The organism is Streptomyces rubiginosohelvolus, assembly GCF_014649875.1.
GTDB lineage: Bacteria > Actinomycetota > Actinomycetes > Streptomycetales > Streptomycetaceae > Streptomyces > Streptomyces rubiginosohelvolus.
Map to the genome: position 1 here is coordinate 454,254 of NZ_BMTW01000001.1, position 21,807 is coordinate 476,060.

The window sequence follows — 21,807 nt, forward strand, 5'->3', positions numbered from 1 at the left end:
GACGACTCGAACTCCGTTAGGAGGTCGGGCCGCCGAAGATGTCGATACGGTCGCCCTCGGCGAGGGTCACGATGGCGCGCTTCGTGTCGGCGCGCTTGCCGAAACCGGTGCGGGTGCGCTTGCGCTTGCCCTGCCGGTTGATCGTGTTGACCCCGGTGACCTTGACCGAGAAGACCGCCTCGACGGCCTGCTTGATCTGGGTCTTGTTGGAGCCGGGCGCGACGATGAACGTGTACTTGTTCTCGTCGAGCAGCGCGTAGCTCTTCTCGGAGACCACGGGCTTGACGAGAACGTCACGCGGGTCCGAGTACGTCTTGCTGGTAACGGTCGCCTCGCTCATCAGGCGGCGCTCCCTTCGGTCTCAGCGGTCTGGGGGCCAGACACGAAGGACTCGAAAGCGGCCTGGGTGAAGACCACGTCGTCAGAGACGATCACGTCGTACGTGTTGAGCTGGCCCGGCTCCAGGATGTGCACCTGGGGCAGGTTGCGCGCGGACAGCCACGCGGCCTCGTCGGCGCGGTCGACGACCAGGAGCAGGTTCTGGCGCTCCGAGATCTTGCCGAGCAGCGTCTTGGCGGCCTTCGTGGAGGCGGCACCCTCGACCACGCCGGTGACGACGTGGATACGGGAGTGACGGGCCCGGTCCGAGAGGGCACCGCGCAGGGCGGCGGCCTTCATCTTCTTCGGGGTCCGCTGCGAGTAGTCACGCGGCTGCGGGCCGTGGACGACGCCACCACCGGCGAACTGCGGGGCGCGGGTCGAACCCTGACGGGCGCGGCCGGTGCCCTTCTGACGGTAAGGCTTCTTACCACCACCGCGGACTTCACCGCGGCGCTTGGTCTTGTGCGTGCCCTGACGGGCAGCCGCCAGCTGAGCGACAACGACCTGGTGGATCAGCGGAACGCTGGTCTTCGCGTCGAAGATCTCCGCGGGGAGCTCGACGGTACCGGCCTTGTCGCCTGCCGGCGAAAGGATGTCAATGGTGCTCATTACCTCAAGCCCCCTTGGCCGCGGTACGGACCAGGACGAGGCCGCCGTTCGGACCGGGGACCGCGCCCTTGATGAGGAGCAGACCCTTCTCCGCGTCAACCGCGTGGATGGTCAGGTTCTGGGTGGTGACGCGCTCGTTACCCATGCGGCCCGCCATGCGCATGCCCTTGAAGACACGCCCAGGGGTGGCGCAGCCACCGATGGAACCGGGGGAACGGTGCTTGCGCTGGGTGCCGTGCCCGGCGCCGAGGCCCTTGAAGTTGTGACGCTTCATGACACCGGCGAAGCCCTTGCCCTTGCTCTTGCCCGTGACGTCAACCTTGACGCCGGACTCGAACACAGCGGCGGTGACCTCCTGGCCCAGCGTGTACTCGCTGGCGTCAGGGGTGCGGAGCTCGACCAGGTGGCGGCGCGGGGTGACGTCGGCCTTGGCGAAGTGACCCTTGAGGGGCTTGTTCACCTTGCGCGGGTCGATCTCGCCGAAGGCGATCTGGACCGCTTCGTAGCCGTCGCTGTCGTTGGTGCGAACCTGCGTCACGACGCACGGACCGGCCTTGACGACGGTCACCGGGACAACCCGGTTGTTCTCGTCCCAGACCTGGGTCATGCCGAGCTTCTCGCCCAGGACGCCCTTGATGTTCTTGCTCATCTCGGCCCGTCCCCTCAGAGCTTGATCTCGATGTCGACGCCGGCCGGCAGGTCGAGACGCATCAGCGAGTCAACCGTCTTCGGCGTGGGGTCGAGGATGTCGATGAGGCGCTTGTGGGTGCGCATCTCGAAGTGCTCGCGAGAGTCCTTGTACTTGTGCGGCGACTTGATGACGCAGTACACGTTCTTCTCAGTGGGCAGCGGCACCGGGCCCGCGACCGACGCACCAGTGCGGGTCACCGTCTCGACGATCTTCTTCGCCGAGGAGTCGATGACCTCGTGGTCGTAGGCCTTGAGCCGGATGCGGATCTTCTGTCCCGCCATGGCTACTAGTAGTCCTGTCTCTCTGTTTAACGCTCTGGAACCCGGGGGTTCTCTGGACTCCCCCTCCGACCCACGCGGTCGGGCGTGTCGCATCCCCTCTACGAAAATCTCCCGAAAGAGATCCCAACCAAGGGGGTGCGGGCCCGAGGACCGCGGAACCGGGGGCGGAACACCCACCGGGTGCCTGGCCGACGCCCTGCATTGCTTCCCGGAAGATTCCCGTACGTCCGGCCCTACAGGGCCGACGAGTACTGTGGGACTCGCTTCCGGTCCTCCCGGCGGGAGGCGCGCAGCATTGACACTCAACCGAGCAACCTGGTCAGTGTGCCATACGGGGCGCGGGCCTGGCCAATCGAGTCGGGAATCCTACCCCGAGCGAGCGTGTGATCAAACGCGGGCGCGCATCCGGCGGCACCGGAACCGTCGCGGGCCCCCGGGCTCCCCCGCGCGGGCCGCTACGACGAGCACCGGGTGCGGCATCGGCTCGGCCGTCCTGCGGGGCGTCCTGGACCGCGCGGATGCCGAGCGGATTCCCGTACGCCTGGACGTGCTCCAGGGCAGCCCCGCCCGGCGGCTCTACGAGCGGCACGGATTCACGCTGGAGCGGGCGGACGCCGTCGGTCGCCGTCGACGTCTTCCTGGTGCGCAAACCCACACCCTGACCGGGCAACCCGCCCGCCCCTCCGTCCGTCTACTCCCCCGCAGGCGCGGCTCGACCGCCGCTGACCTGCGTGGAGAGCCAGGAGTGACGCAGGACAGGGCGGCCGTTCGCCCGCTGCGGGGGAAGCGGGAGCGGACGGGGTGCGCGGCGTGGTGGATCGATCTGTCCTGTCCCGGATACGGATGCCCCGGCGCACCCTGCTCCTCGCGGCCGGAGCGGCCGGCGCTGCCGCCACCGCCGGATGCGCCGTGCCGGCTCCCCGGCGGCGCGGGCCGGTGGCGGACCCGGCGCCCGGTCTGGCCATAGCGAGCACCCGTCGGGCCCTGGTCCTGCAACTGCTGGCCCACCCGGACGACGACCTGTACTTCATGAACCCGGACACCCGTGAGGCCCTGGACGCCGGGACCCCGCTGGTCTGCGTGTATCTCACCGCGGGCGAGGCGGACGGCGTCAACAAGATCCCCGGCGCGCCCCGCCCGGCACCCGACCGTGCCGCGTACTCCTCCTCCCGCCATCAGGGCCTGCGCCAGGCGTACGCCGAGCTGCTCGGGCTCGACCGGTTCACGCCCTGGCAGAAATCGGTCGCGGCCCTGCACGGCGGCCACCGGGCCGAGGTGAACGTCCTGACCGACGGCGTCCGCCGGGTCGAGCTGGTCTTCCTCAACACCGCGATGCACACCGGGCGCGGCCGCCCCGGGCTGCCCAGCCTCTGGCGGGACCGCCGCCTCGTGCTGCGTACCGTCGTCGCGGACAACTCCCCGCTGGAGCGCGCAGGTTCGTACACGTACGAGTCGCTGATCGACGTCCTCACCGGGCTGCTGGAGGAGTACCGGCCGACCGTCGTGCACACCCTCGACCCGGACCCGGACCTCCAGTTCAGCAGCGAGTACGAACGCCGCCGGGACAGCGAGCAGCGCGGGTACTCCGACCACGCCGACCACACCGCGGCCGGGTGCTTCGCCTGGGCCGCCCTGATCCGCTGGGTGGCGCGGGCGACGGGGCGCGGGGAGCCGGTGCCCGGGTTCGTCGTCGCCTCGTTCCGGGGGTACTACAACCGGCACTGGCCCAAGAACCTGCCGCCCGCGGTGCTGGAGCGCAAGGCCGCCCACCTCGTCCCGTACGGCGGCGGCCCCGACTGGGAGTGCGGCAACCCCTCCGGCTGCGGCGACTACAACGTGGGCGGCGACCGGCCGCTCACCAACCGCAAGGGCTGGGTGCGCTCCACCCACCACCGCTACCCCGGCCCCCGGGCCCAGGTCGCCACCGGGGCGGACGGCCGGCTCACCGCCTACGGGGTGCTCGGGCTGCGTGCCGTCCGGTGGCGTGAGAGCGCGCCCGGCAGCGGTGTCTGGGACGCGCCGGACGACCTCGGCGGCGGCCCGCTCGCCCCCGTGCTGGGCGCCGCGACGACGGCGGACGGGCGGCAGTTGCTGTTCGGGCTGCGGTTCGCGGCGCTCGGCGGGCACGGCGCGGACAACGAACGCGAGATCGTGCTCCTGGAGCAACGCTCCCCCGGCGGCCCGTTCCTCGCCTGGCAGGGTCTCGGCAACCCCGCCACGGGCCCCGACCACGGCCGCCGCATCGGAACCCCGGTCGCCGTCACCGCCCCGGACGGCCGCGTCCACCTCTTCGTACGGAACGCGGAGAAGGGGCTCAGCACCCGGGTGCGTGACGCGGTCACCGGCCGCTGGAGCGGCTGGCGGGACATGGGCGGCGGCGAGATCCAGGACGGGGTGACCACGGTCGTGGACACGGCGGGGCGCGTCCATGTGTACGCGGCCGGGCACCATGCCGTGCACCACTGGACCCAGGACGCCCCGGACACCGACGTCACCGCCCGCACCCAGCTCACCGGCTCCCCCGTCCCCGCGCACGCGCCCGGCGCATTCCCCGCGCCCGACGGTTCCGTGGAGCTGTACTACCGCCCCGCGGCGCGCGAGCGGCTCGTCGCCGTGCGCGCCGGAGCCGCGCCCGCACCCCGCTTCGGGGGGTACGGTCCGGTGACCGCCGCCGCGTCACCGGCCGGCCCGGTCCTGCTCGGCCGGTCCGCGGAGGGCCGGATACAGATACGTACCGCAGAGGCCACGGCCGTACGGTCCCGGGGCCCCGTCGCCCTGGACGGCGCCGCCCTCCACCTGGGCGCGGCGGACGGCCAGCCCGTCGTCGTGGGGTTCGGCCCGGACGCGGCACCCTGGCTCTGGCGCCCGTAGAAGGGGCCGCGCACCCCAACTCCGGCCCCATAACGCCGCGTTATGGCCAAACGTTAGTACCCCGCCCTCGTCGCGCTCCGGCACCCTGTTGCCCACCATCCCCCACGGACACGCCTACCCAGCGTGTCGCGCGAAACGAGGCATCATGCGCATATCCCGGCTCATGCCCGCTGTCGCCGCAGCAGCGGCCTGCGTCCTCTCGCTCTTCGCACCGTCCGCGACGGCCGCACCCGCGCCGCCGCTCCAGGACGCCCCGCCGCCGAGCACCCAGATCATCGGCGGCGGCCAGGCGACCAACGCCCCCTGGGCCGCCCGGCTCTTCTCGAACGGCAGAGAGACCTGTTCGGCGACGATCATCGCCCCGACCTGGATCCTCACCGCCAAGCACTGCGTCACCGGCGGCGGCCTGTCGTTCCGCATCGGCAGCCTCGACCAGCACAGCGGCGGTGTCGTCGCGAACGGCGCCCAGACCTACACCCACAGCTCGGACCTGGCGCTGGTGCGTCTCGACCGTTCCGTGCAGGCGACCTACTCACGCCTCGGCTCGCCCGGCTCGGTGAGCGTCGGCCAGAGCGTCCAGGTCTGGGGCTGGGGCGCGACCTCGCAGTGCGGCTCGGAGGCGAACTGCCAGTCGCGCTACCTGAAGGTCGCCAACGTGACGGTCACCGGCGGCTGCGGTGACGCGTACGGCGGCTCGGCGATCTGCGCCCGCCGCGGCAACGGCATCACCGCCGGCGGCGACTCCGGCGGCCCGATGACGGCGAACGGCATCCAGGTCGGCGTCGCCTCCACCAGCGACCGCCAGACCACGACCGCGTACACGAACGTCACCGCGTACCGGTCCTGGATCCAGTCGATCGCGGGCGTCTGACCGGACGCCCCACCCGGGACGGCGGGCACCTGACCGGTCCGCCGTCCCCCTGAACCGTAGGGCCCCCGTACCTCACCGCCCGAGGTACCGGGGCCCTACAGCCATGCCCCGCCGAGGAGCCCGTCGTACGCCGAAGGGCCCCGCACCTCTTCCGAGGTGCGGGGCCCTTCTTGCAGCTCAGTGAGCCACCAGGTCCAAGGACCAAGCAGAAACTACTTGATGATCTTGGTGACCTGGCCGGCGCCCACGGTCCGGCCACCCTCACGGATGGCGAACTTCAGGCCCTCTTCCATGGCGACCGGCTGGATCAGCGCGACGTCCATGAGGGTGTTGTCACCCGGCATGACCATCTCGGTGCCCTCGGGAAGGGTCACAACGCCCGTCACGTCCGTGGTACGGAAGTAGAACTGCGGGCGGTAGTTGTTGAAGAAGGGGGTGTGACGGCCACCCTCGTCCTTCGACAGGATGTAGGACTGCGCCTGGAACTCGGTGTGCGGGGTGACCGAGCCGGGCTTGATGATGACCTGGCCGCGCTCGACGTCCTCGCGCTTGATGCCACGGAGGAGCAGACCGACGTTCTCACCGGCCTGGCCCTCGTCGAGCAGCTTGCGGAACATCTCGATGCCGGTGACCGTGGTGGTGGTCTTCTCGGTCTTGATACCGACGATGTCGACGGTCTCGTTGACCTTCAGGACACCACGCTCGATGCGGCCGGTGACGACCGTACCGCGACCGGTGATCGTGAAGACGTCCTCGATCGGCATGAGGAACGGCTTCTCGACGTCACGCTCGGGCTGCGGGATGGACTCGTCGACAGCCTTCATCAGGTTGAGGACGGACTCACCCCACTCCTTGTCGCCCTCGAGCGCCTTGAGCGCCGAGACCTTGACGACCGGAACGTCGTCGCCCGGGAACTCGTACTCGGAGAGGAGCTCACGGACCTCGAGCTCGACGAGCTCCAGGATCTCCTCGTCGTCCACCATGTCGGCCTTGTTCAGGGCGACGACGATGTAGGGGACGCCGACCTGGCGGGCCAGGAGCACGTGCTCCTTGGTCTGCGGCATCGGGCCGTCGGTGGCGGCGACCACGAGGATGGCGCCGTCCATCTGCGCGGCACCCGTGATCATGTTCTTGATGTAGTCCGCGTGACCCGGGCAGTCGACGTGCGCGTAGTGACGCGACTCCGTCTGGTACTCGACGTGCGCGATGGAGATGGTGATACCGCGCTGGCGCTCTTCGGGAGCCTTGTCGATCTGGTCGAAGGCCGAGGCCTCGTTCAGGTCGGGGTACGCGTCGTGCAGCACCTTGGTAATGGCGGCCGTGAGGGTCGTCTTACCGTGGTCGATGTGACCGATGGTGCCGATGTTGACGTGGGGCTTAGTCCGCTCGAACTTTGCCTTCGCCACTGGGGTCCTCCTGAGTGGTTCTGTACGCCTTGCTTCATCGGCGCCAGGTGATCTTTGCTGGGGTGCCGGCGCCGGGGGCATACGGCACAGTGCTGACGCGCTGTGCCGCATGCCCACCGGGCTCCGGTGACAAGCCTAAAGCGTGAGCTCGGGAGAGTTACTCGCCCTTGGCCTTCGCGATGATCTCCTCGGCGACGTTCCGCGGAACCTCGGCGTAGGAGTCGAACTGCATCGAGTAGCTTGCGCGACCCGAGGTCTTGCTGCGGAGGTCTCCGACGTAGCCGAACATCTCCGAGAGGGGCACGAGGCCCTTCACGACGCGAGCGCCGCTGCGCTCCTCCATGGCCTGGATCTGGCCACGGCGGGAGTTGAGGTCGCCGATGACATCGCCCATGTAGTCCTCGGGCGTGGTGACCTCGACGGCCATCATCGGCTCGAGGAGCACGGGAGAGGCCTTGCGGGCACCCTCCTTGAACGCCTGCGAACCGGCGATCTTGAAGGCGAGCTCCGAGGAGTCGACCTCGTGGTAACCACCGTCGAGAAGGGTGACGCGGACGCCGACCATCTCGTAACCGGCCAGGATGCCGAACTGCATGGCTTCCTGAGCGCCCGCGTCCACCGAGGGAATGTACTCACGGGGGATGCGGCCACCGGTGACCTTGTTGACGAACTCGTACGACGCGTCGCCGCCCTCGATGGGCTCGATGGCGATCTGCACCTTCGCGAACTGGCCGGTACCACCAGTCTGCTTCTTGTGCGTGTAGTCGATGCGCTCGACGGCCTTGCGGATCGTCTCGCGGTACGCGACCTGGGGCTTGCCGACGTTCGCCTCGACGCGGAACTCGCGCTTCATGCGGTCGACGAGCACCTCGAGGTGAAGCTCGCCCATACCACCGATGATGGTCTGGCCGGTCTCCTCGTCGGAGTGCACCTGGAAGGAGGGGTCCTCCTCCGAGAGGCGCTGGATGGCGACACCCAGCTTCTCCTGGTCACCCTTGGACTTGGGCTCGATGGCGACCTGAATGACCGGCGCCGGGAAGTCCATGGACTCCAGGATGACCGGGTTCTTGTCGTCGCACAGCGTCTCACCGGTGGTGGTCTGCTTCAGACCCATGACGGCGATGATGTCGCCGGCGCCCACCGATGCGATCTCCTCACGCTTGTTCGCGTGCATGCGGTAGATCTTGCCGATGCGCTCCTTCTTGCCCTTGACGGAGTTCAGCACCGCGGTGCCGGCCTCCAGGCGACCGGAGTAGATCCGGACGAAGGTGAGCTTGCCGAGGTGCGGGTCGCTCGCGATCTTGAACGCCAGGCCGGAGAACGGCTCGTCGTCCGAGGGCTTGCGCGCGATGACCTTCTCCGGGTCCTTGACGTCGTGGCCCTCGATGGCCTCGACGTCCAGGGGGGAAGGCAGGTAGCGCACGACCGCGTCGAGCAGGGGCTGGACGCCCTTGTTCTTGAACGCGGTGCCACAGAACACCGGGGTGACGGTGACGGAGTCGGCACTGCCCTTCGACGCCAGCGTGATGCGGCGGATGGCCTCGTGCAGCTGCTCCTGGGTGGGCTCGTTGCCCTCCAGGTACAGCTCCATCATGGCGTCGTCGTTCTCGGCCACGGCCTCGAGGAGCTTGCCGCGCCACTCGGCGGCGGACTCCTGGAGGTTGTCCGGGATGTCGACGACGTTGTACATCTCGCCCTTGGCGGCCTCTTCGGGGTACACGAAGGCCTTCATCGACACGAGGTCGACAACGCCCGTGAAGTCCGCTTCGGCGCCGATGGGGAGCTGCATGACGATCGGGGTCGCGCCGAGGCGGTCCACGATCATCTCGACGCAGCGGAAGAAGTCCGCACCGGTGCGGTCGAGCTTGTTGACGAAGCAGATACGCGGCACGCCGTAGCGGTCCGCCTGACGCCAGACAGTCTCGGACTGCGGCTCGACGCCCGCGACACCGTCGAACACGGTGACGGCGCCGTCGAGGACGCGGAGCGAACGCTCCACCTCGACGGTGAAGTCGACGTGACCCGGGGTGTCGATGATGTTGATGGTGTGGTCAACATTGTTGAGCGGCCAGTGGCAGGTCGTCGCGGCGGACGTGATCGTGATGCCGCGCTCCTGCTCCTGCTCCATCCAGTCCATCGTGGCAGCGCCGTCGTGGACTTCACCGATCTTGTAGCTCACACCGGTGTAGAAGAGGATCCGCTCAGTGGTGGTCGTCTTGCCCGCGTCGATGTGGGCCATGATCCCAATGTTGCGGACCTTGGCCAGGTCAAGCGAAGTGGTGGCCATAAGGCTCAGTCTTCTCTCGGTCTCGATGGGGGTAGCGACTACCAGCGGTAGTGCGCGAAGGCCTTGTTGGACTCGGCCATCTTGTGGGTGTCCTCACGCTTCTTGACCGAAGCGCCGAGGCCGTTGGAGGCGTCGAGCAGTTCGTTCATGAGGCGCTCGGTCATGGTCTTCTCGCGGCGGGCGCGGGAGTAACCGACGAGCCAGCGCAGAGCGAGGGTGGAGGCGCGACCGGGCTTGACCTCGATCGGCACCTGGTAGGTGGCGCCACCGACACGGCGGGACTTGACCTCGAGCGAGGGCTTGACGTTCTCAAGCGCGCGCTTCAGCGTGATGACCGGGTCGTTGCCGGTCTTCTCGCGGAGGCCTTCCATGGCGCCGTACACGATCCGCTCGGCGGTGGAACGCTTGCCGTCGAGCAGGATCTTGTTGATCAGCGAGGTGACAAGAGGAGAGCTGTAGACCGGGTCGATGATGACCGGGCGCTTCGGGGCGGGGCCCTTACGAGGCATTCTTACTTCTCCTTCTTGGCGCCGTAGCGGCTGCGGGCCTGCTTGCGGTTCTTGACACCCTGGGTGTCAAGGGAGCCGCGGATGATCTTGTAACGAACACCCGGCAGGTCCTTCACACGGCCACCACGCACGAGCACGATGGAGTGCTCCTGCAGGTTATGTCCCTCACCCGGGATGTAGGCCGTGACCTCGATGCCGGAGGTCAGACGCACACGCGCGACCTTACGGAGGGCCGAGTTCGGCTTCTTCGGGGTGGTCGTGAACACACGCGTGCAGACACCGCGACGCTGGGGCGAACCCTCGAGCGCGGGCGTCTTGTTCTTCTCGACCTTGTCCTGCCGGCCCTTCCGGACCAGCTGCTGGATCGTAGGCACTACTTCTCCGGTTTCTGTGTGCCGTTCGTGAAACTAACCTGGAACATCGCCGACCCACGCGGTCGGGTGTGTCGAATACTGCGGACTCCCGCCCTGGGGGCGGAAGGGGCGCAGATTGCGGTGGCCACTGACGGACTCGCGCTGCGGCTGAGGACACGCACACGAGCCCAGGCACACCCCAGGCACAAGGCTTGAGCGTACCTACCTCACGGACGTGGGTCAAAACAAATGATGTCCACCCCCGGCGCACCGGGGCCGGGGGTCGGCGGACGGGGCGCGACGCCTGGCGGCCGACGCCCCGGGCCGTTGCCGGAACCCAGCAGTCGAGCGGCACGGACCCAGCGAACCCGCGGACCGCCGCCGCCTCCCCCACTGCCGGGCAACGCGGTGCGGCCGACGACCGGCGGACCGGCCGACGCCTGGCGGACCGGCACGCGGGAGCGGCCCCGGCCCCGGGAGTTCCGGTTCCGCCTCCGTCAGCCCTTGCCGGCGCCCTTCACCGCGGCGGCCGAACCGTGCTCGGCCGCACCCCGCGCGGAGTCCGGGTCCGCCGGCAGGAACTGTCCCGCGACCCGGATGAACATGTCCCACTGCTCGCGCGGGACGCCGAGCCCCGCGGCGGCCTCCTCCAGGGTCAGCCGACGGGGCGGGGCGACGGCGTCGAGCCCGCCGCCCCCGAGGTCCGGCAGCGGCAGGTCCTCCTCGGAGAGCCGGCCCGAGCGGATCAGCATGTCGCGCACCGGGACGCGCAGGACGTGCGCGAGCCGCCGGGTCGTCTCCAGGTCCGGCATGCTCTGGCCCTGGAGCAACCGGGTGATGGCCGCGCGGTGCACGCCCGCCTCGTCGGCGAGCCGCGACTTGCCCCCGCCGCGCGGGCTGTCGATGTCGTAGCCGCGCTGCCGGATCAGGTCCTCGACCCAGCGCGCGAACCGCTCCAGCTCACTCATCGTCATGACGTCGCCTCCCTCCGAAGCAGCCACAGCGTAGCGCGCTTGCGCGCACAGAATTACGTGCGCGTAAGCAACTCCATGTGTGGGTTCTGTTCGGATCCGGGCCGCCATTCCGGCCATCACCACCGGCCATCAGCCATGGCCATCACCCCGGCCGTCACCACCCACCCGTGGACAGGAATGTACGTTGCGCGCTCGCTCGCAACATGCCAGGGTGCCGTCATGACCTCATTAACCCCGCAGTCCGACGACGAGGACGGGCCGGACTCCTCGTGGTGGCGCTCGGCCGCCGCCTGCTCGGGAATGCCGCCGCAGATCGTCTTCGCCCGCCGGGAGAGGGACGCCGCGCCCGCGCTGCGCGCCTGTGCACGCTGTCCTGTTCTGCGCCGCTGCGAGGAGACCGTGGCGCCCGCCGACAGCTGGTTCGACGGCGTGAGCGCCGGCCGACTCTGGCGCAACGGACGCCCTGTCACCACCCGCGCCGCGCACACCGCCCAGCACCGAGGGGAACGCTGATGCCACCCACCACGTCCGCACCGGCCGACGACACCGTCCTCTGGCTCGACCTGCTGGTCCGCCAGCTCCCGGAGCTCCTGGTCGAGCTGGCCCCCGGCACCCGCGGCCGCCCGGCCGACCGGCCCGAGCCCACCCCCGCCCACCTGGCCGCCCGCGACGCCCGTATCCGCGAGGAGCGCCGCGAGGCGCTCGCCGTCGAACAGGCGCACGGCCTCACCGCTCCCGGCCACACGGCCGCGCCCCTGCGCCTGCACGTCTCCGACGCGCTGCGCGACATCGGCGACGGCGTCCTGGAGCTCGACGAAGCCGTCCACGACAAGCTGGGGCTGGGGCGGCCGCGCCGCGCGACCGTGCCGCAACGCCTCCTCCGTATCCGCCGGCTCCTCGGCCCGATCGCCGCGGAGCCCCTGCTCGCCGCCCATGTCAGGGACGAACTGCGACGGATGGCGCGGCGCTGCGGGCGCGCCCTCGGCGACACCGAGCCGATGGCCCGGGTGAGCGGCCGGTGCCCCTGGTGCGACTCCGTATCGCTGCGCGCCTTCCCTGCCCGGCGGGCCGTGCTGTGCGTCAACCCGGGGTGCCGCTGCACGGCCGCGGAGTGCGACTGCCGTACGGATCCGGCCTTCCGGCACGTCTGGTACGAGGGCACCTGGACCGCGCTGGCCGGTGCGGGCGGCGCCGACCCCGGCGAGATCGGGGCGGCGCTCGACGAGAGCGCGCCCACCACGCCGGAAGGCCGGGCCCGATGAGCACCGGCACGGGAACGCGTCCGCTGATCACCGGCGCCCTCGCCGCCCAGGAGGCGGCCGTGGCACCGGCGACAATCCGCAAGTGGGTCCAGTTGGGCCGTCTCACGCCCGCCGGCCGGCAGGGCCGGGCCCAGCTCTTCCGGCTGGAGGACGTCTTCGCCGCCGAGCGCGGTGCGCGGGGGCGCCCCGAGCGCACGGGCGACGTGCGCGAGCGCCCCTGAACGCACGAAAACGAGGCGGCCGCACCCGTGGAGGGTGCGGCCGCCTCGTTCGTACACGGTCGGTGCGACAGACCGGTGTCCGTCCGCGGTCGGCGTGCGGGACCCAGGTCGGCGCGAGGGGGCTCGGGGCGGATCGATGGGCGTACAGGCGCTGCCGGTGTCGACGGGCCGACGCGACCGGGGCGGCGGGGGTGGCCGTTCCGGGCGGTACCGGGCGGTGCTCAGCGGCCCCCCGGACCGGGGCGTGGGCCGAGGTCGCCGTCGGGTCCGGGGAGCCGGGCCGCGGGGGCCGCACCGGTGCCGTCGCCGGTCACCAGCTCCATGGCCTCGCGCCAGCCGCTGGAGAAGCCGCGCACCTCCGCGTCGATGACCACCCGTACAGCGACCTTGTTCAGTACCGCCGCCATCGCCCGGGCCATCTCCACGGTGTACGTCCCCGCCTCCCCCGCCTCCGCCGCCACCTCGACGACCGCGGCCACCACATCGGTAAGCCGGTCTCCCGTACCGCTGACCATCGCACCTCCCCTTCGTCCGTCAGGCGTCCACGCTCCAGAACCGCCACGTCATCGAATATGCGTTCGATAAATCGCAGCGTAGCGCAGCGGCGCCGGAGAGCGCGGAGCCTCACAAGCCCCACGCGCCCCGAGCACCGGATGTCGCCATATTGGTTGCGTGCTCGCGCGATCGCCTGCTCGGGTCCTCGCCGCGGTCAGCGAGCACCCGCCTGCCACAAGGCCAGGACCAGTGCCACGCACGAGGTGAGCGCGGCCAGCGACGGCAGAGGCCAGCGGGTGCGCTCCAGCGCGTCCAGCCGCTCCTCGTGCTCGCCGAGCACCTTGTCCGTCTGGTCCGCGCGCTGCAACAGCAGCGCCAGATCGCCTCGCGTGGTGGCGAACCCGACGTCCACCGAGCGCCGCAGCCGCTCGAGTTCCACCGCCACGCCCCTCTCCTCGTGCTCCCGCATCACGGGTGGACCCCCTCTTCCTCGGCCGGCCTCCCCGGCGTCGGCGCCTGCCCGGCGGGCAGGCGCAGCCACGGCGGCAGCAGCCGCTGCACGGCCGGCGCCGACATGGCACGGCTGAGAGCGGCCGCGAGCGCGGCGGCACCCGCAAGGACGGGAAGGTCCCGTACGGCCGGTTCCCCGGCCAGCAGCGGAGCCACCGCGAGCAGCGCGCAGCAGACCTGGGCGAACGTGCGCAGCGCACGGCGGGTCGGATCGGTCATCCCCTGTTCGTCCCTGCCGGAATCCCTGCCGGAATCTTGGTCGGAATCTCTGTCCGCATTTCTGTTGGCATTTCTGTTGGCATTTCTGTTGGCATTTCTGTTGGCATTTCTATCGGAATGTCCGTCGGCATCTCTGGCTGGATCTGAGCCTCCGTCTGTGCCTGGGTCTCCCTTTCAGGACCGGGGGACGCGGAGCCGCTGCCAGCTTTCCCGCCCCGGCGTGCCGTCCGCGTCCGTACCGCGGTAGCCGAGCTTGCGCTGCCAGGCCGCGTAGGAGTTGCGGTCGGCGGCGCCCCAGACCGGGCCCGGACCGACGGAGTACCGGCCGCAGCCTTCCGCCACGAGTCGTCTGCCCACGGCGGTGAAGAGCGGGTCCCGGTGGCCGGGGACGAAGAAGGATCCGCCGGGGAACGGTGCGTACACCGGCGCGGGAGGCGGGCCCGTGACGGGGTGCCCGCCGAGCCGCCCGGCGATCCGGCTCCGCATCCCGGCCATGGAGAACGACGGGTCGATCTTGCGCCGGGTCCACTCCTTGTGGCCGATGACGCTCGCCGCCGACCAGCCGTGCACCCGGCACAGCGCGGCCGAGAGCCGCTCCACGGCGTCGAGCTGGGCTGCCGGGTAGGGGTCGCGGCCGGTGCCGAGGTTCTCGATCTCGAACCCGTAGAAACGGGCGTTGCCGTCGACGGCGTCCGGGCCGGGCGCGGGCAGCGGCAGCTCCTCGCGTACGGCGGCCAGGACCGCAGAGCTGCCGCTGCCGGCGTGGTTGGTGCGGCCGTAGCCGACCAGGTGCACCACACCGTCCTTGGTGACGACGCCGACGCACAGCGGTCCGGGGAGCTCGGGCGCGCCCCGGCGGCAGTAGCCGACGCTGCTGGAGCCGGCCGTGTGATGGAGCATCACACCGTGGACCGGCCCCCAGGCGCCCTTGTGGTTGCGGTTGTGGCCGTGCCAGCCGGCGTGTTCGGTGATACGGACCCCTTCGGCGCGGAGGGCGCGGGCGAAGGCGTCGGCGGTCAGGGGTGACGCCATGGGTGGTCTCCTCTTCGGATCAGGTCCGGCCGGTGTCGGCACGGACCGGGGGGCGCGGAATTGGCGTCGATCGCCCGGAATCGGAGTCGAACGTCCGGCATCCGCCGGCGGCGTCCGGAGCCGGTACGACCGCGACCGCCCCGGCCCGTCGCGGAGAACGACGGGCCGGGGCGGGGCGGGACCGGGCGGTACGGAACGGGACCGGGCAGGACGGAACCGGAGCCGGAGCGGGCGGGCGGGCATCCGGCGGTTCGGCGCCGGTTCGGCGTGCCGGTTCAGCGCGCCGGTTCAGTGCACCGGGTCGACCCGCAGGAACCGATTGGCGAACGTCGCGGTGCTGGTGGTCGCCGAGGACCGGTAGGCCGGGGTGGCGGTGTAGGCGACCCCACCGGTCAGACCGCTGATCTGGAACACGGTCGACACGGAGTTCTGCGCGGTCCCGACGGAGATGGCGGCGCGGGTGTCGGCCGTGGCCGAGGTGACCGTCGTGCCCTGCTTGACCGCGACCGACATCAGGCCGCTCGCGGTGGCGACGCTGGAGCTGACCCGCGCGCCGACGGTGATGATCACCGTGCCGGACGGGGGCGCGGTGAACGCGGCGACCATCGTGTCGCCCGTGGAGCCCGTCAGAGCCTCGGCGTACGTGGCCGACGTCGTCGTACCGGCGACGGCGTTCAGCTTCAGGACCGGACTGGGCAGCACCGGGTGCCAGTAACTACCCGTGTAGAAGTAGTACCGGCCGGGGTTGGTGACCCAGGCGAGCATGCCCGTCACCGGCGAGGCCACGGAGTTGAGCGCGACCGTGGTGGCCAGCCGCAGCACCGTCCGGCCGTCGAGGGCCTGGGCGAGGGACTGGACGTGCAGCGGCACGTTCGCGGCGTCGGTGGGCTGCGGGTAGGGGAGGTTGCTGAGCGGGGTGAGCTGGACCATGGGAGAGCCCTCCTGGAAGGCGGGTACGGAGAAGGCCGGCGCCCCCCGAGGGGCGCCGGCCTGCTGTCACAAGGGTGCGGCGGTCAGCCGCCGATGGGCGGGGGCAGAGTGTCCGGCGGCATTCCGCCGTCCCCCTCCCGCGTGGCCGGGTCATCGATCGGCACCGGAACGGGCGCCGGGGCGTCCGGCGGCGGCTCCCAGGGGGCGCCCGCGGGCAGGTCCGCCCCCGCGCCGGCCCCGTCCGCCGCGGTCGGGCCGCCGGCACCGAGCGCCGCGCCGGCGTCTGCGTCCGCCGGGTGTTCCGCGCCCGCTTCGACCGGGTGGTCCGCACTCATGCCACACCTCCCAGCGTCTCCACGAGCGTCCGGTACGTGAGCTGCTCCGCCGTCAGGTCGGCGAACTGCCCGTACTGCGCCGTCACCATCTGGTACGTACGGAGCCGCCCGTATCCCGGGTCCAGCGGCGCGTCCGGCATCAGTCCCGCGTCGGCCGGCACACCGTTGTAGCCGGTCCCGCGCAGGACGAGGACCTGCTGGGGGGCGGCCCCCGCGGCGCAGGTGGTGCGCATGCCGACGATCCACGCGAGGGTGTCCAGCTTCGCCCCGGCCGTGTCCATCACCCGGACGACATCGCCCAGTTGGAGCCGGGGGTCGTGCAGCACCTCGACCTCACCGAGCACCGGCACGGGATACCGCCCCGCGTCGAGCATGGTCTGGGCCAGGGTGTACGCCTCGCTCGCGGACTGCACCCAGTCCGAGGCGGGCGCAAGGTACTGCTGCTTGCCGTAGAACTCCTGGCTCGCCGGGCTCCAGCGCGCCCAGACGCGCTGCTTCGGGTCGGCCGACCGTTTGAGCGGGTAGATCTGCACCGAGGGCTTGCCGTCCTTGGTGACCGTCCACACGCTCGTCGTCCCGGTGTTGGTGAACCGGACGATGTAGGCCGGTCCCTCGCGCCGGGAACTCACGGTGACCTGGCCCTTCACCGCCGTACCGCCCGTCGCCGCACTGCCGAACCGTACCCGGTGACCGGCGGTCGAGGCAGGGGTGTCGTCCACGATCACCAGCGGGCCGATGTCGCTCTCGTCGTCGGCGATCGCGTACGAGACCTCCTGGGGTATCCCGGGCTTGAGCTCCCTGATCCGGGTGTCCACCTGCGGCTCGCCATGCAGCAGGGTGATGCCCGTCCAGTCCTGGTAGGGCTGCTCGCAGTGGTTGCGGCAGGCGTCGATCTCCTCGCTGACGGTGAGGGCGGAGATGTCCCGGACCGTGGTGACGGTGGCGTCCGGGGCGGCAGGCATCCGGCTGAACCGTGACGGGCCGCGCCAGCGGAAGACGCCCTGCTCGTCGAATTCGGCCGTGGACATCGACGCACGGGCGATCTCCGTGATGGCGTCCCACTGGGATCCGGAGACGGCGGGGATGTCGAACAGCGGCAGTGCCGCCTCGTCCAGCTCCGCGCCCTTGCGCCACAGGTCCTTCTGCTCCCACTCCTCACGCGGATAGGTCGCGGTGTCCGCCCATACCCGGTCGGTGACCTGGAGGCACTCCACGGCCATGTCGGTGACCAGGTCGATCTGCTGGAGCTCGGAGCGCGGATGGGCGGCCACCGACTCGACGTAGGTCCCCATGCCCCCGACGTGGTACGAACCGTCCGGCGCGGTGAGGCGGGGCTGGACCACCGGCAGCACGGTGGTGCCGTTGCTCCGGGTGTCGACCATGAACCCCAGGTGCCAGCTGCCGCGCAGGGCGGCCAGCTTGGAGAACGTCCAGGTGAAGTACCAGTAGCCGCCGTCGACCGTCCCCGACGCGATCTGGACGGTCCCCGTCGAGATGTCGAACTTCGCGCTCAGATAGCCGGCGGCGCCGCCGCTGCGGTCGAAGACGGTCTTCATCTCGACCGTACTGCCCTTCGCCAGCGCCGTGTTGACCCAAGCCTCGACCTGGAAGACCTTGCCCGGCAGCGCGAACCGCGAGCGCGGCATCCAGGACGCGCGCAGCCCCGGCTGTTCGGGCATCAGCGCCATCTCGAACGGCGCGCCGTCCCGGATCCAGCGGTACGACGAACTGCTGGGCAGCACCTCCGGCTGCCCGTACGTCGCGTTGAACCCGCCGTGCAGGGAGGCGTACAGCACCGTGAACGGCGCCAGGTCCTCCGTGTCGGCGAGCGGGGCGCGCGGCGGCGGGCAGGTGTGGATGCCGCCCTGGCGCAGGAGTTCGTCCACGCACCAGGTGGCGGTGGCGACCGGGCGGCCGTAGTAGAAGCCGTGGTACGGACGCGGCAGGGAGGCCGGACCGCGCAGCCGCTCCGCGCCGTCCAGTGCCTGGACGGTGACCGTGTCGCTGCCCGAGGCCGCCGAGCGGGAGCGGACCGTGCCCCGGAAGGCGGGCAGGGTCCGGCCGGCCACCCCGGCGGCGTGGACCACGGACTGGCCGGGGCGCACCGCGTCGCCGGTGGACCGGTCGGCCCACGCCGAGTAGAGGCGCGGCGCGTGTTCGCCGCCGGCCCCGCCGAGCTGGAGTTCCAGCTGGGCCGACGAACTGCCGGACACCGCCCGCACCGCCTCCGGCAGGTCGGTGTTGTACGCGCGCTCCACCTTCCAGGACTGCACCTGCTCGCCGAGCTCCGTGCCGCCGAGCCGGGTCGCGTGCACGGGCACCCGTTCCGGGGCGGCGAGCGCGGCGTCCAGGTTCTCGTCAGTTGACTGCACCACGCACCTCCACAAGGTCGATTCCGATGTTCCGGTAGGGCAGGCGGGGCGCGGGGGCGTCGGTCAGGCCGGTGACCGCCATCGGCGGGCAGCCGTCGCCGAGCGCGTACGCGACCGGGGTCTCCCCGATGGTCAGGCACGCCCCGGCCAGCGCGATCGCACCGGTCGTGCCGGGCCGTCCCACCGGGGTGACGAAGGCGGCCTCCGCCGGGGCGGTACCGGAGACGACGGCTCCGGTGACCGAGGTGGTCGAGAGGTACGAGCCGTCCAGGGCCTTCCAGTCGAGCTGGGCGGTGCACACCGCCGGGTCCCACCCCGGCGGGACCATCCAGGACACGTTCATGCCCGGTGCCACGGGCCAGCCGGTCCAGGTGCCGTGCACCCATCCGACGGCGCTGGCCGCGTCCTTGCAGTCACCGGTGAACACGTCACCGACGGACGGCCGGAGCGTGATGTCGCCGACGACGGTGAACCAGTGGTCACCGCCTCGCGCGTGCCGGCTCTGCCCCGCCGCCTGGAGCGGGTCGAGCAGGTTGACGGAGACGGGGTCGATGACGACGACCGAGCCGCCGGCGTACACATTGCGCCCGAGCATGCCCGGCCCGCTGATCCGGCGCGCGAGGCGCACCAGGTGCTGGGCGTCCTCGGGCTCCAGCCACTCGAAGGAGAGCTTCATCCGGCGGGTGGACCGGGGCGGGGCGACCAGCGTCACCTGGCTCTCCAGCGACCGGAACTCGCTCACGTTGAGGTCCGGGCTGCGGTCCCAGCTCTTGGCCGCCTGCGAGGTCTCCCGCAGCAGACCGGGCTTGCCGATCCAGAGGTTCCTTGCCATGTCTGCCTACCTCCGGGCGAGCTGGCGCTGCCCGACGAGGACGGCGCGGGCGATGGTCTGGGAGTCCACCTGTACGTGGACGGGGCGCTCGGCCAGCCGTTCGACGGCGGCGGCGAGCCGGGCGATCTGGGCCCGGCCGGCGCCCGGGCTCATCATCCGGTCGAGCTTGCTCAGGGGAATGACGGCCTCGGACTCACCCGCCTCGCCGATCAGCGCCAGGGTTCCGCCGTTGCGGGCCGGCACGAGACCGCCCTTGGCGAGGTGCGGGACCGGGATGGTCGGGAGGCTGATCGAGAACGACCGGCCGCCGAACTTGGGCACCCAGCCCGGGATGCTCACCTTGAACCTGTTCAGGGCGCCGATGACGACGTTGACGGCGGTGGCGAAGCCGCGGAACGGGGCGAGCAGGAGGTTGCCGATGCCCCGCAGGACGGGGCCGATCGCCTTCATCGCGGAGGAGGTCGCGGACCGGATGGCGGCCATCCCGATCTTGAACCCCTTCTGCACGACGGCGACGATCTTGTCGACCTTCACGAACTGCAGGATGAGCGGCGCGAGCAGCGTCATGATCAACCCGAACGGGCTGGCCGCCATGGCGAGGTTGAGCCCCTTCTGCGCCAGGCTCGCCCCCTTGAGCCCCTTGGTGAGCCCGCCGCCCATCGTCTTGCCGGCCTTGTCGGCGTTCTTGCCGGCCTTCCCGACGGACTTCTCCACCGCGTCGGACTGCTGCTTGACCCCGCGCAGAGCGGTCCTGGCCTTGTCCGCGGAGCCCTTGAGCTTGTCGAGCGCGCCCCTGAGCTTGTCGGTACCGCCCTTGGCCGTGCCCAACGAGGTGTTGGCGGTACGCAGCCCCGTACGCAGCTTGCCGATCGCGGTGTCGCCCTGCGTGGTGGCGGTGCGCAGCTTTCCGATGGCGGCGCCCGCCCGGTCCGCGCCGCCGCGGATGGTGTTGAGGGCGGAGTTTCCCTGGCCTGCCGCCGACTTGAAACGGGCCAGAGGCGTCGTTCCACCGGCCACGATCCGGTTGAAGCCCTGCATGGCGGAGCCCGCTGTTCTCAGACTTCCGGCGAGTGACATACCCTCTCCTGCCTTTCCCTAGTTCTCCGGACCTCGGAGGTCCGGAACCCGGACACGTTTCCCATCAGCCGCTGAGCGCCCTGGACACGTCCACGACCTGCCTCTGTGTGGCCCGCAGGTTGGTGCCGAGCTGCTTGACGGAAGTCTGTGCGGCTTGGGCATTCTTGTTCGCCTCGGCCCCGGCCTTTTTGAGTTCCTCTTCCTTTTTCTTGATCAATTCCATGCGGGCATCGAGTTTCGAGAGCGCCTGTACCCGCGTTTCGATCTTCGTCACCTGCCGGTCGACCTTCTTCTCGAGGGCCGTCGCACGGTGCACGTCATTGGCGATATCGAAGCGAATTTGCATCACTTTCCGTGCGGCGTCCGCCCGGCCACCCGAGCCGGTCCCCTCCCGCAAATCACGCGCCTTGTCCCTCCCCCCTTCGGCGTCCTTTTTCATCGTTTCCAGACGACTGACCTTGTTGTTTATGGACTGCTGATCCTCCTGGACCTTGGCCTGCAACCGGTCGATGCGTTCCTGCAGGGACTTCTTCGGATCCGCCCAAGGGAAGGTGACGAGCTGACGACCACGCAGCGTGATGCCCTTCTCGTCCGCCTTGAGGATCGTGAAGTCCGCCTTGACGAGCGTCAATCCCAGTGCAAGGCCGCCGAGTTCGTACTTGATGAGCGTGACCGAGTGCTGAAGGTCGCGGTACAGTTCCTTCTGGTGTTCGATGTCCTTCTTGTTGATCCAGAAGGGGCGAATCCACGCCTCTTCCTTGGCCTCAGGTGTCGGTGCCGGAGTAGCCACCAATCCTCCCTTTCCTCATGACATGACGATGACCACCGGGGTTCGCATGACACATCTCGATTTTCCGACCTGGGTTTCCTACGTGATACTCGTCGCCCCGACGGCGGTTATATTGCCCATTGCCGTGCCACGCCTCTACGCGCACCTACGCCTGAAGACGAAAGGAACCAAAGCGGCAGGGACATGCCGTTCCTCGTACTTTGCGAAAGGTTCTTTTGTCCTTCACTACTCGTACGAGGACCACAAGGGCGGTCTGCACTTCCGCAGAGCGAAGTCGGATGACTTCGGGCTGACAGCGGACGAGGGAGAGACCCTCCCGGTCGTCTTCGACCCCGCGTTCCCGCGCGTGTCCCGTACGCAGACCGAATTGCGGCGCCTGCTGCCCTGGTCTCCGGTCAGTACCGGCACCTGGGCAGTCGCTCAGGCACTCTGTGTGTTCCTGGCCGGCGCGAGGGGCATCGGTTGAGCACGCGGCCCCTGAGGAGTTCACGACGCCCGG

Annotated in this window: 25 protein-coding genes and 1 pseudogene; 7 read left to right on the forward strand and 19 right to left on the reverse strand. The window is 70.4% G+C overall.

All coding sequences use genetic code 11. The features are described from left to right. Positions 1 to 16: 16 nt before the first annotated feature. Genes rplW through rpsJ form a run of 4 tightly spaced genes read right to left on the reverse strand, consistent with a single transcriptional unit; the run spans position 17 to position 1,962 of the window. Positions 17 to 340: a 50S ribosomal protein L23 gene (rplW, locus tag IE134_RS02115; protein ID WP_003966958.1), complete on the reverse strand. Its 324-nt coding sequence runs from the start codon at positions 338 to 340 to the stop codon at positions 17 to 19. Further along, positions 340 to 990 (reverse strand): 50S ribosomal protein L4, encoded by a 651-nt coding sequence (rplD, locus tag IE134_RS02120; RefSeq protein ID WP_010058800.1) that lies wholly within the window; start codon positions 988 to 990, stop codon positions 340 to 342. Before rplD ends, rplW begins: the two co-directional genes overlap by 1 nt. Positions 991 to 994: 4 nt before the next feature. After that, positions 995 to 1,639: a 50S ribosomal protein L3 gene (gene rplC / locus IE134_RS02125; protein WP_006126884.1), complete on the reverse strand. Its 645-nt coding sequence runs from the start codon at positions 1,637 to 1,639 to the stop codon at positions 995 to 997. A 14-nt stretch (positions 1,640 to 1,653) separates the two neighbouring features. Further along, positions 1,654 to 1,962 carry a 30S ribosomal protein S10 gene (rpsJ, locus tag IE134_RS02130; RefSeq protein ID WP_003948644.1) on the reverse strand — a complete coding sequence of 103 codons (309 nt, stop codon included), beginning with the start codon at positions 1,960 to 1,962 and terminating at the stop codon, positions 1,654 to 1,656. A gap of 469 nt (positions 1,963 to 2,431) precedes the next feature. On the opposite strand from rpsJ, the pseudogene IE134_RS33990 reads away from it, so the two are divergent. The 3 genes and pseudogenes from IE134_RS33990 to IE134_RS02140 form a co-directional block, all read left to right on the forward strand. After that, positions 2,432 to 2,624: pseudogene (locus IE134_RS33990) on the forward strand (N-acetyltransferase); the annotation flags it as partial. A 181-nt stretch (positions 2,625 to 2,805) separates the two neighbouring features. Then, complete coding sequence (locus IE134_RS02135; RefSeq protein ID WP_189429917.1) at positions 2,806 to 4,833, forward strand: PIG-L family deacetylase; 2,028 nt, start codon at positions 2,806 to 2,808, stop codon at positions 4,831 to 4,833. Between the two features lie 145 nt (positions 4,834 to 4,978). Then, the gene (locus tag IE134_RS02140; RefSeq protein ID WP_010058803.1) at positions 4,979 to 5,704 is read left to right on the forward strand and encodes a S1 family peptidase; all 726 of its coding nucleotides are present in this window, start codon (positions 4,979 to 4,981) and stop codon (positions 5,702 to 5,704) included. A 212-nt stretch (positions 5,705 to 5,916) separates the two neighbouring features. Here the strand turns inward: IE134_RS02140 and tuf are convergent, their stop codons facing one another. The 5 genes from tuf to IE134_RS02165 form a co-directional block, all read right to left on the reverse strand. Next, positions 5,917 to 7,110 (reverse strand): elongation factor Tu, encoded by a 1,194-nt coding sequence (gene tuf, locus IE134_RS02145; protein ID WP_010058805.1) that lies wholly within the window; start codon positions 7,108 to 7,110, stop codon positions 5,917 to 5,919. A 157-nt stretch (positions 7,111 to 7,267) separates the two neighbouring features. Continuing rightward, positions 7,268 to 9,397 (reverse strand): elongation factor G, encoded by a 2,130-nt coding sequence (gene fusA, locus IE134_RS02150; RefSeq protein WP_030709172.1) that lies wholly within the window; start codon positions 9,395 to 9,397, stop codon positions 7,268 to 7,270. A 38-nt stretch (positions 9,398 to 9,435) separates the two neighbouring features. Continuing rightward, positions 9,436 to 9,906, reverse strand: coding sequence for a 30S ribosomal protein S7 (gene rpsG / locus IE134_RS02155; RefSeq protein ID WP_003966970.1), 471 nt, complete (start codon positions 9,904 to 9,906; stop codon positions 9,436 to 9,438). A gap of 2 nt (positions 9,907 to 9,908) precedes the next feature. Further along, entirely contained in the window at positions 9,909 to 10,280 is a 372-nt protein-coding gene (gene rpsL, locus IE134_RS02160) for a 30S ribosomal protein S12 (protein WP_003948652.1), read from the reverse strand. A 476-nt stretch (positions 10,281 to 10,756) separates the two neighbouring features. After that, complete coding sequence (locus IE134_RS02165; protein WP_098016924.1) at positions 10,757 to 11,233, reverse strand: helix-turn-helix transcriptional regulator; 477 nt, start codon at positions 11,231 to 11,233, stop codon at positions 10,757 to 10,759. 219 nt (positions 11,234 to 11,452) lie between these two features. Here IE134_RS02165 and IE134_RS02170 point away from each other — a divergent pair, with 219 nt between their 5' ends. The 3 genes from IE134_RS02170 to IE134_RS02180 are packed head-to-tail and all read left to right on the forward strand — an operon-like array spanning position 11,453 to position 12,716. Then, a complete protein-coding gene (locus IE134_RS02170; protein WP_098016923.1) occupies positions 11,453 to 11,746 on the forward strand; it encodes a WhiB family transcriptional regulator in 294 nt (97 codons plus the stop codon). After that, on the forward strand, positions 11,746 to 12,495 hold the full coding sequence (locus IE134_RS02175) for a hypothetical protein (RefSeq protein ID WP_098016922.1): 750 nt from the start codon (positions 11,746 to 11,748) through the stop codon (positions 12,493 to 12,495). The genes IE134_RS02170 and IE134_RS02175 overlap by 1 nt, the downstream gene beginning before the upstream one ends. Then, on the forward strand, positions 12,492 to 12,716 hold the full coding sequence (locus tag IE134_RS02180; RefSeq protein WP_098016921.1) for a hypothetical protein: 225 nt from the start codon (positions 12,492 to 12,494) through the stop codon (positions 12,714 to 12,716). The genes IE134_RS02175 and IE134_RS02180 overlap by 4 nt, the downstream gene beginning before the upstream one ends. A 221-nt stretch (positions 12,717 to 12,937) precedes the next feature. Here IE134_RS02180 and IE134_RS02185 read toward each other — a convergent pair whose 3' ends face one another. The 10 genes from IE134_RS02185 to IE134_RS02230 form a co-directional block, all read right to left on the reverse strand. Further along, positions 12,938 to 13,231: a hypothetical protein gene (locus tag IE134_RS02185; protein ID WP_229823267.1), complete on the reverse strand. Its 294-nt coding sequence runs from the start codon at positions 13,229 to 13,231 to the stop codon at positions 12,938 to 12,940. A gap of 194 nt (positions 13,232 to 13,425) precedes the next feature. Beyond that, positions 13,426 to 13,680: a hypothetical protein gene (locus IE134_RS02190; protein WP_098016948.1), complete on the reverse strand. Its 255-nt coding sequence runs from the start codon at positions 13,678 to 13,680 to the stop codon at positions 13,426 to 13,428. Beyond that, positions 13,680 to 13,940, reverse strand: a complete 261-nt coding sequence (locus tag IE134_RS02195) for a hypothetical protein (protein WP_098016920.1) — start codon at positions 13,938 to 13,940, stop codon at positions 13,680 to 13,682. Before IE134_RS02195 ends, IE134_RS02190 begins: the two co-directional genes overlap by 1 nt. Positions 13,941 to 14,114: 174 nt before the next feature. Beyond that, positions 14,115 to 14,972, reverse strand: coding sequence for a peptidoglycan-binding protein (locus IE134_RS02200; protein ID WP_098016919.1), 858 nt, complete (start codon positions 14,970 to 14,972; stop codon positions 14,115 to 14,117). A gap of 288 nt (positions 14,973 to 15,260) precedes the next feature. Continuing rightward, positions 15,261 to 15,902, reverse strand: coding sequence for a hypothetical protein (locus IE134_RS02205; protein WP_098016918.1), 642 nt, complete (start codon positions 15,900 to 15,902; stop codon positions 15,261 to 15,263). An 83-nt stretch (positions 15,903 to 15,985) separates the two neighbouring features. Next, a complete protein-coding gene (locus tag IE134_RS02210; protein ID WP_098016917.1) occupies positions 15,986 to 16,237 on the reverse strand; it encodes a hypothetical protein in 252 nt (83 codons plus the stop codon). After that, complete coding sequence (locus IE134_RS02215) at positions 16,234 to 18,612, reverse strand: hypothetical protein (RefSeq protein WP_098895059.1); 2,379 nt, start codon at positions 18,610 to 18,612, stop codon at positions 16,234 to 16,236. Before IE134_RS02215 ends, IE134_RS02210 begins: the two co-directional genes overlap by 4 nt. Then, positions 18,596 to 19,441 (reverse strand): hypothetical protein, encoded by an 846-nt coding sequence (locus tag IE134_RS02220; RefSeq protein WP_189429450.1) that lies wholly within the window; start codon positions 19,439 to 19,441, stop codon positions 18,596 to 18,598. Before IE134_RS02220 ends, IE134_RS02215 begins: the two co-directional genes overlap by 17 nt. A 6-nt stretch (positions 19,442 to 19,447) precedes the next feature. Then, the gene (locus IE134_RS02225; RefSeq protein ID WP_098895060.1) at positions 19,448 to 20,518 is read right to left on the reverse strand and encodes a hypothetical protein; all 1,071 of its coding nucleotides are present in this window, start codon (positions 20,516 to 20,518) and stop codon (positions 19,448 to 19,450) included. Between the two features lie 64 nt (positions 20,519 to 20,582). Further along, positions 20,583 to 21,308 (reverse strand): hypothetical protein, encoded by a 726-nt coding sequence (locus IE134_RS02230; RefSeq protein WP_098895061.1) that lies wholly within the window; start codon positions 21,306 to 21,308, stop codon positions 20,583 to 20,585. A 22-nt stretch (positions 21,309 to 21,330) separates the two neighbouring features. Here IE134_RS02230 and IE134_RS02235 point away from each other — a divergent pair, with 22 nt between their 5' ends. Beyond that, positions 21,331 to 21,774: a hypothetical protein gene (locus tag IE134_RS02235; RefSeq protein WP_098016912.1), complete on the forward strand. Its 444-nt coding sequence runs from the start codon at positions 21,331 to 21,333 to the stop codon at positions 21,772 to 21,774. The last annotated feature ends 33 nt before the right edge of the window (positions 21,775 to 21,807 follow it).

Bases quoted from the DNA above. Each gene is read 5' to 3' on its own strand.
- rplW (WP_003966958.1), bottom strand. From the start codon at position 340: ATGAGCGAGGCGACCGTTACCAGCAAGACGTACTCGGACCCGCGTGAC.
- rplD (WP_010058800.1), bottom strand. From the start codon at position 990: ATGAGCACCATTGACATCCTTTCGCCGGCAGGCGACAAGGCCGGTACC.
- rplC (WP_006126884.1), bottom strand. From the start codon at position 1,639: ATGAGCAAGAACATCAAGGGCGTCCTGGGCGAGAAGCTCGGCATGACC.
- rpsJ (WP_003948644.1), bottom strand. From the start codon at position 1,962: ATGGCGGGACAGAAGATCCGCATCCGGCTCAAGGCCTACGACCACGAG.
- IE134_RS02135 (WP_189429917.1), top strand. From the start codon at position 2,806: ATGCCCCGGCGCACCCTGCTCCTCGCGGCCGGAGCGGCCGGCGCTGCC.
- IE134_RS02140 (WP_010058803.1), top strand. From the start codon at position 4,979: ATGCGCATATCCCGGCTCATGCCCGCTGTCGCCGCAGCAGCGGCCTGC.
- fusA (WP_030709172.1), bottom strand. From the start codon at position 9,397: ATGGCCACCACTTCGCTTGACCTGGCCAAGGTCCGCAACATTGGGATC.
- rpsG (WP_003966970.1), bottom strand. From the start codon at position 9,906: ATGCCTCGTAAGGGCCCCGCCCCGAAGCGCCCGGTCATCATCGACCCG.
- IE134_RS02165 (WP_098016924.1), bottom strand. From the start codon at position 11,233: ATGACGATGAGTGAGCTGGAGCGGTTCGCGCGCTGGGTCGAGGACCTG.
- IE134_RS02170 (WP_098016923.1), top strand. From the start codon at position 11,453: ATGACCTCATTAACCCCGCAGTCCGACGACGAGGACGGGCCGGACTCC.
- IE134_RS02175 (WP_098016922.1), top strand. From the start codon at position 11,746: ATGCCACCCACCACGTCCGCACCGGCCGACGACACCGTCCTCTGGCTC.
- IE134_RS02180 (WP_098016921.1), top strand. From the start codon at position 12,492: ATGAGCACCGGCACGGGAACGCGTCCGCTGATCACCGGCGCCCTCGCC.
- IE134_RS02185 (WP_229823267.1), bottom strand. From the start codon at position 13,231: ATGGTCAGCGGTACGGGAGACCGGCTTACCGATGTGGTGGCCGCGGTC.
- IE134_RS02190 (WP_098016948.1), bottom strand. From the start codon at position 13,680: ATGCGGGAGCACGAGGAGAGGGGCGTGGCGGTGGAACTCGAGCGGCTG.
- IE134_RS02195 (WP_098016920.1), bottom strand. From the start codon at position 13,940: ATGACCGATCCGACCCGCCGTGCGCTGCGCACGTTCGCCCAGGTCTGC.
- IE134_RS02200 (WP_098016919.1), bottom strand. From the start codon at position 14,972: ATGGCGTCACCCCTGACCGCCGACGCCTTCGCCCGCGCCCTCCGCGCC.
- IE134_RS02205 (WP_098016918.1), bottom strand. From the start codon at position 15,902: ATGGTCCAGCTCACCCCGCTCAGCAACCTCCCCTACCCGCAGCCCACC.
- IE134_RS02210 (WP_098016917.1), bottom strand. From the start codon at position 16,237: ATGAGTGCGGACCACCCGGTCGAAGCGGGCGCGGAACACCCGGCGGAC.
- IE134_RS02220 (WP_189429450.1), bottom strand. From the start codon at position 19,441: ATGGCAAGGAACCTCTGGATCGGCAAGCCCGGTCTGCTGCGGGAGACC.
- IE134_RS02225 (WP_098895060.1), bottom strand. From the start codon at position 20,518: ATGTCACTCGCCGGAAGTCTGAGAACAGCGGGCTCCGCCATGCAGGGC.
- IE134_RS02235 (WP_098016912.1), top strand. From the start codon at position 21,331: ATGACGATGACCACCGGGGTTCGCATGACACATCTCGATTTTCCGACC.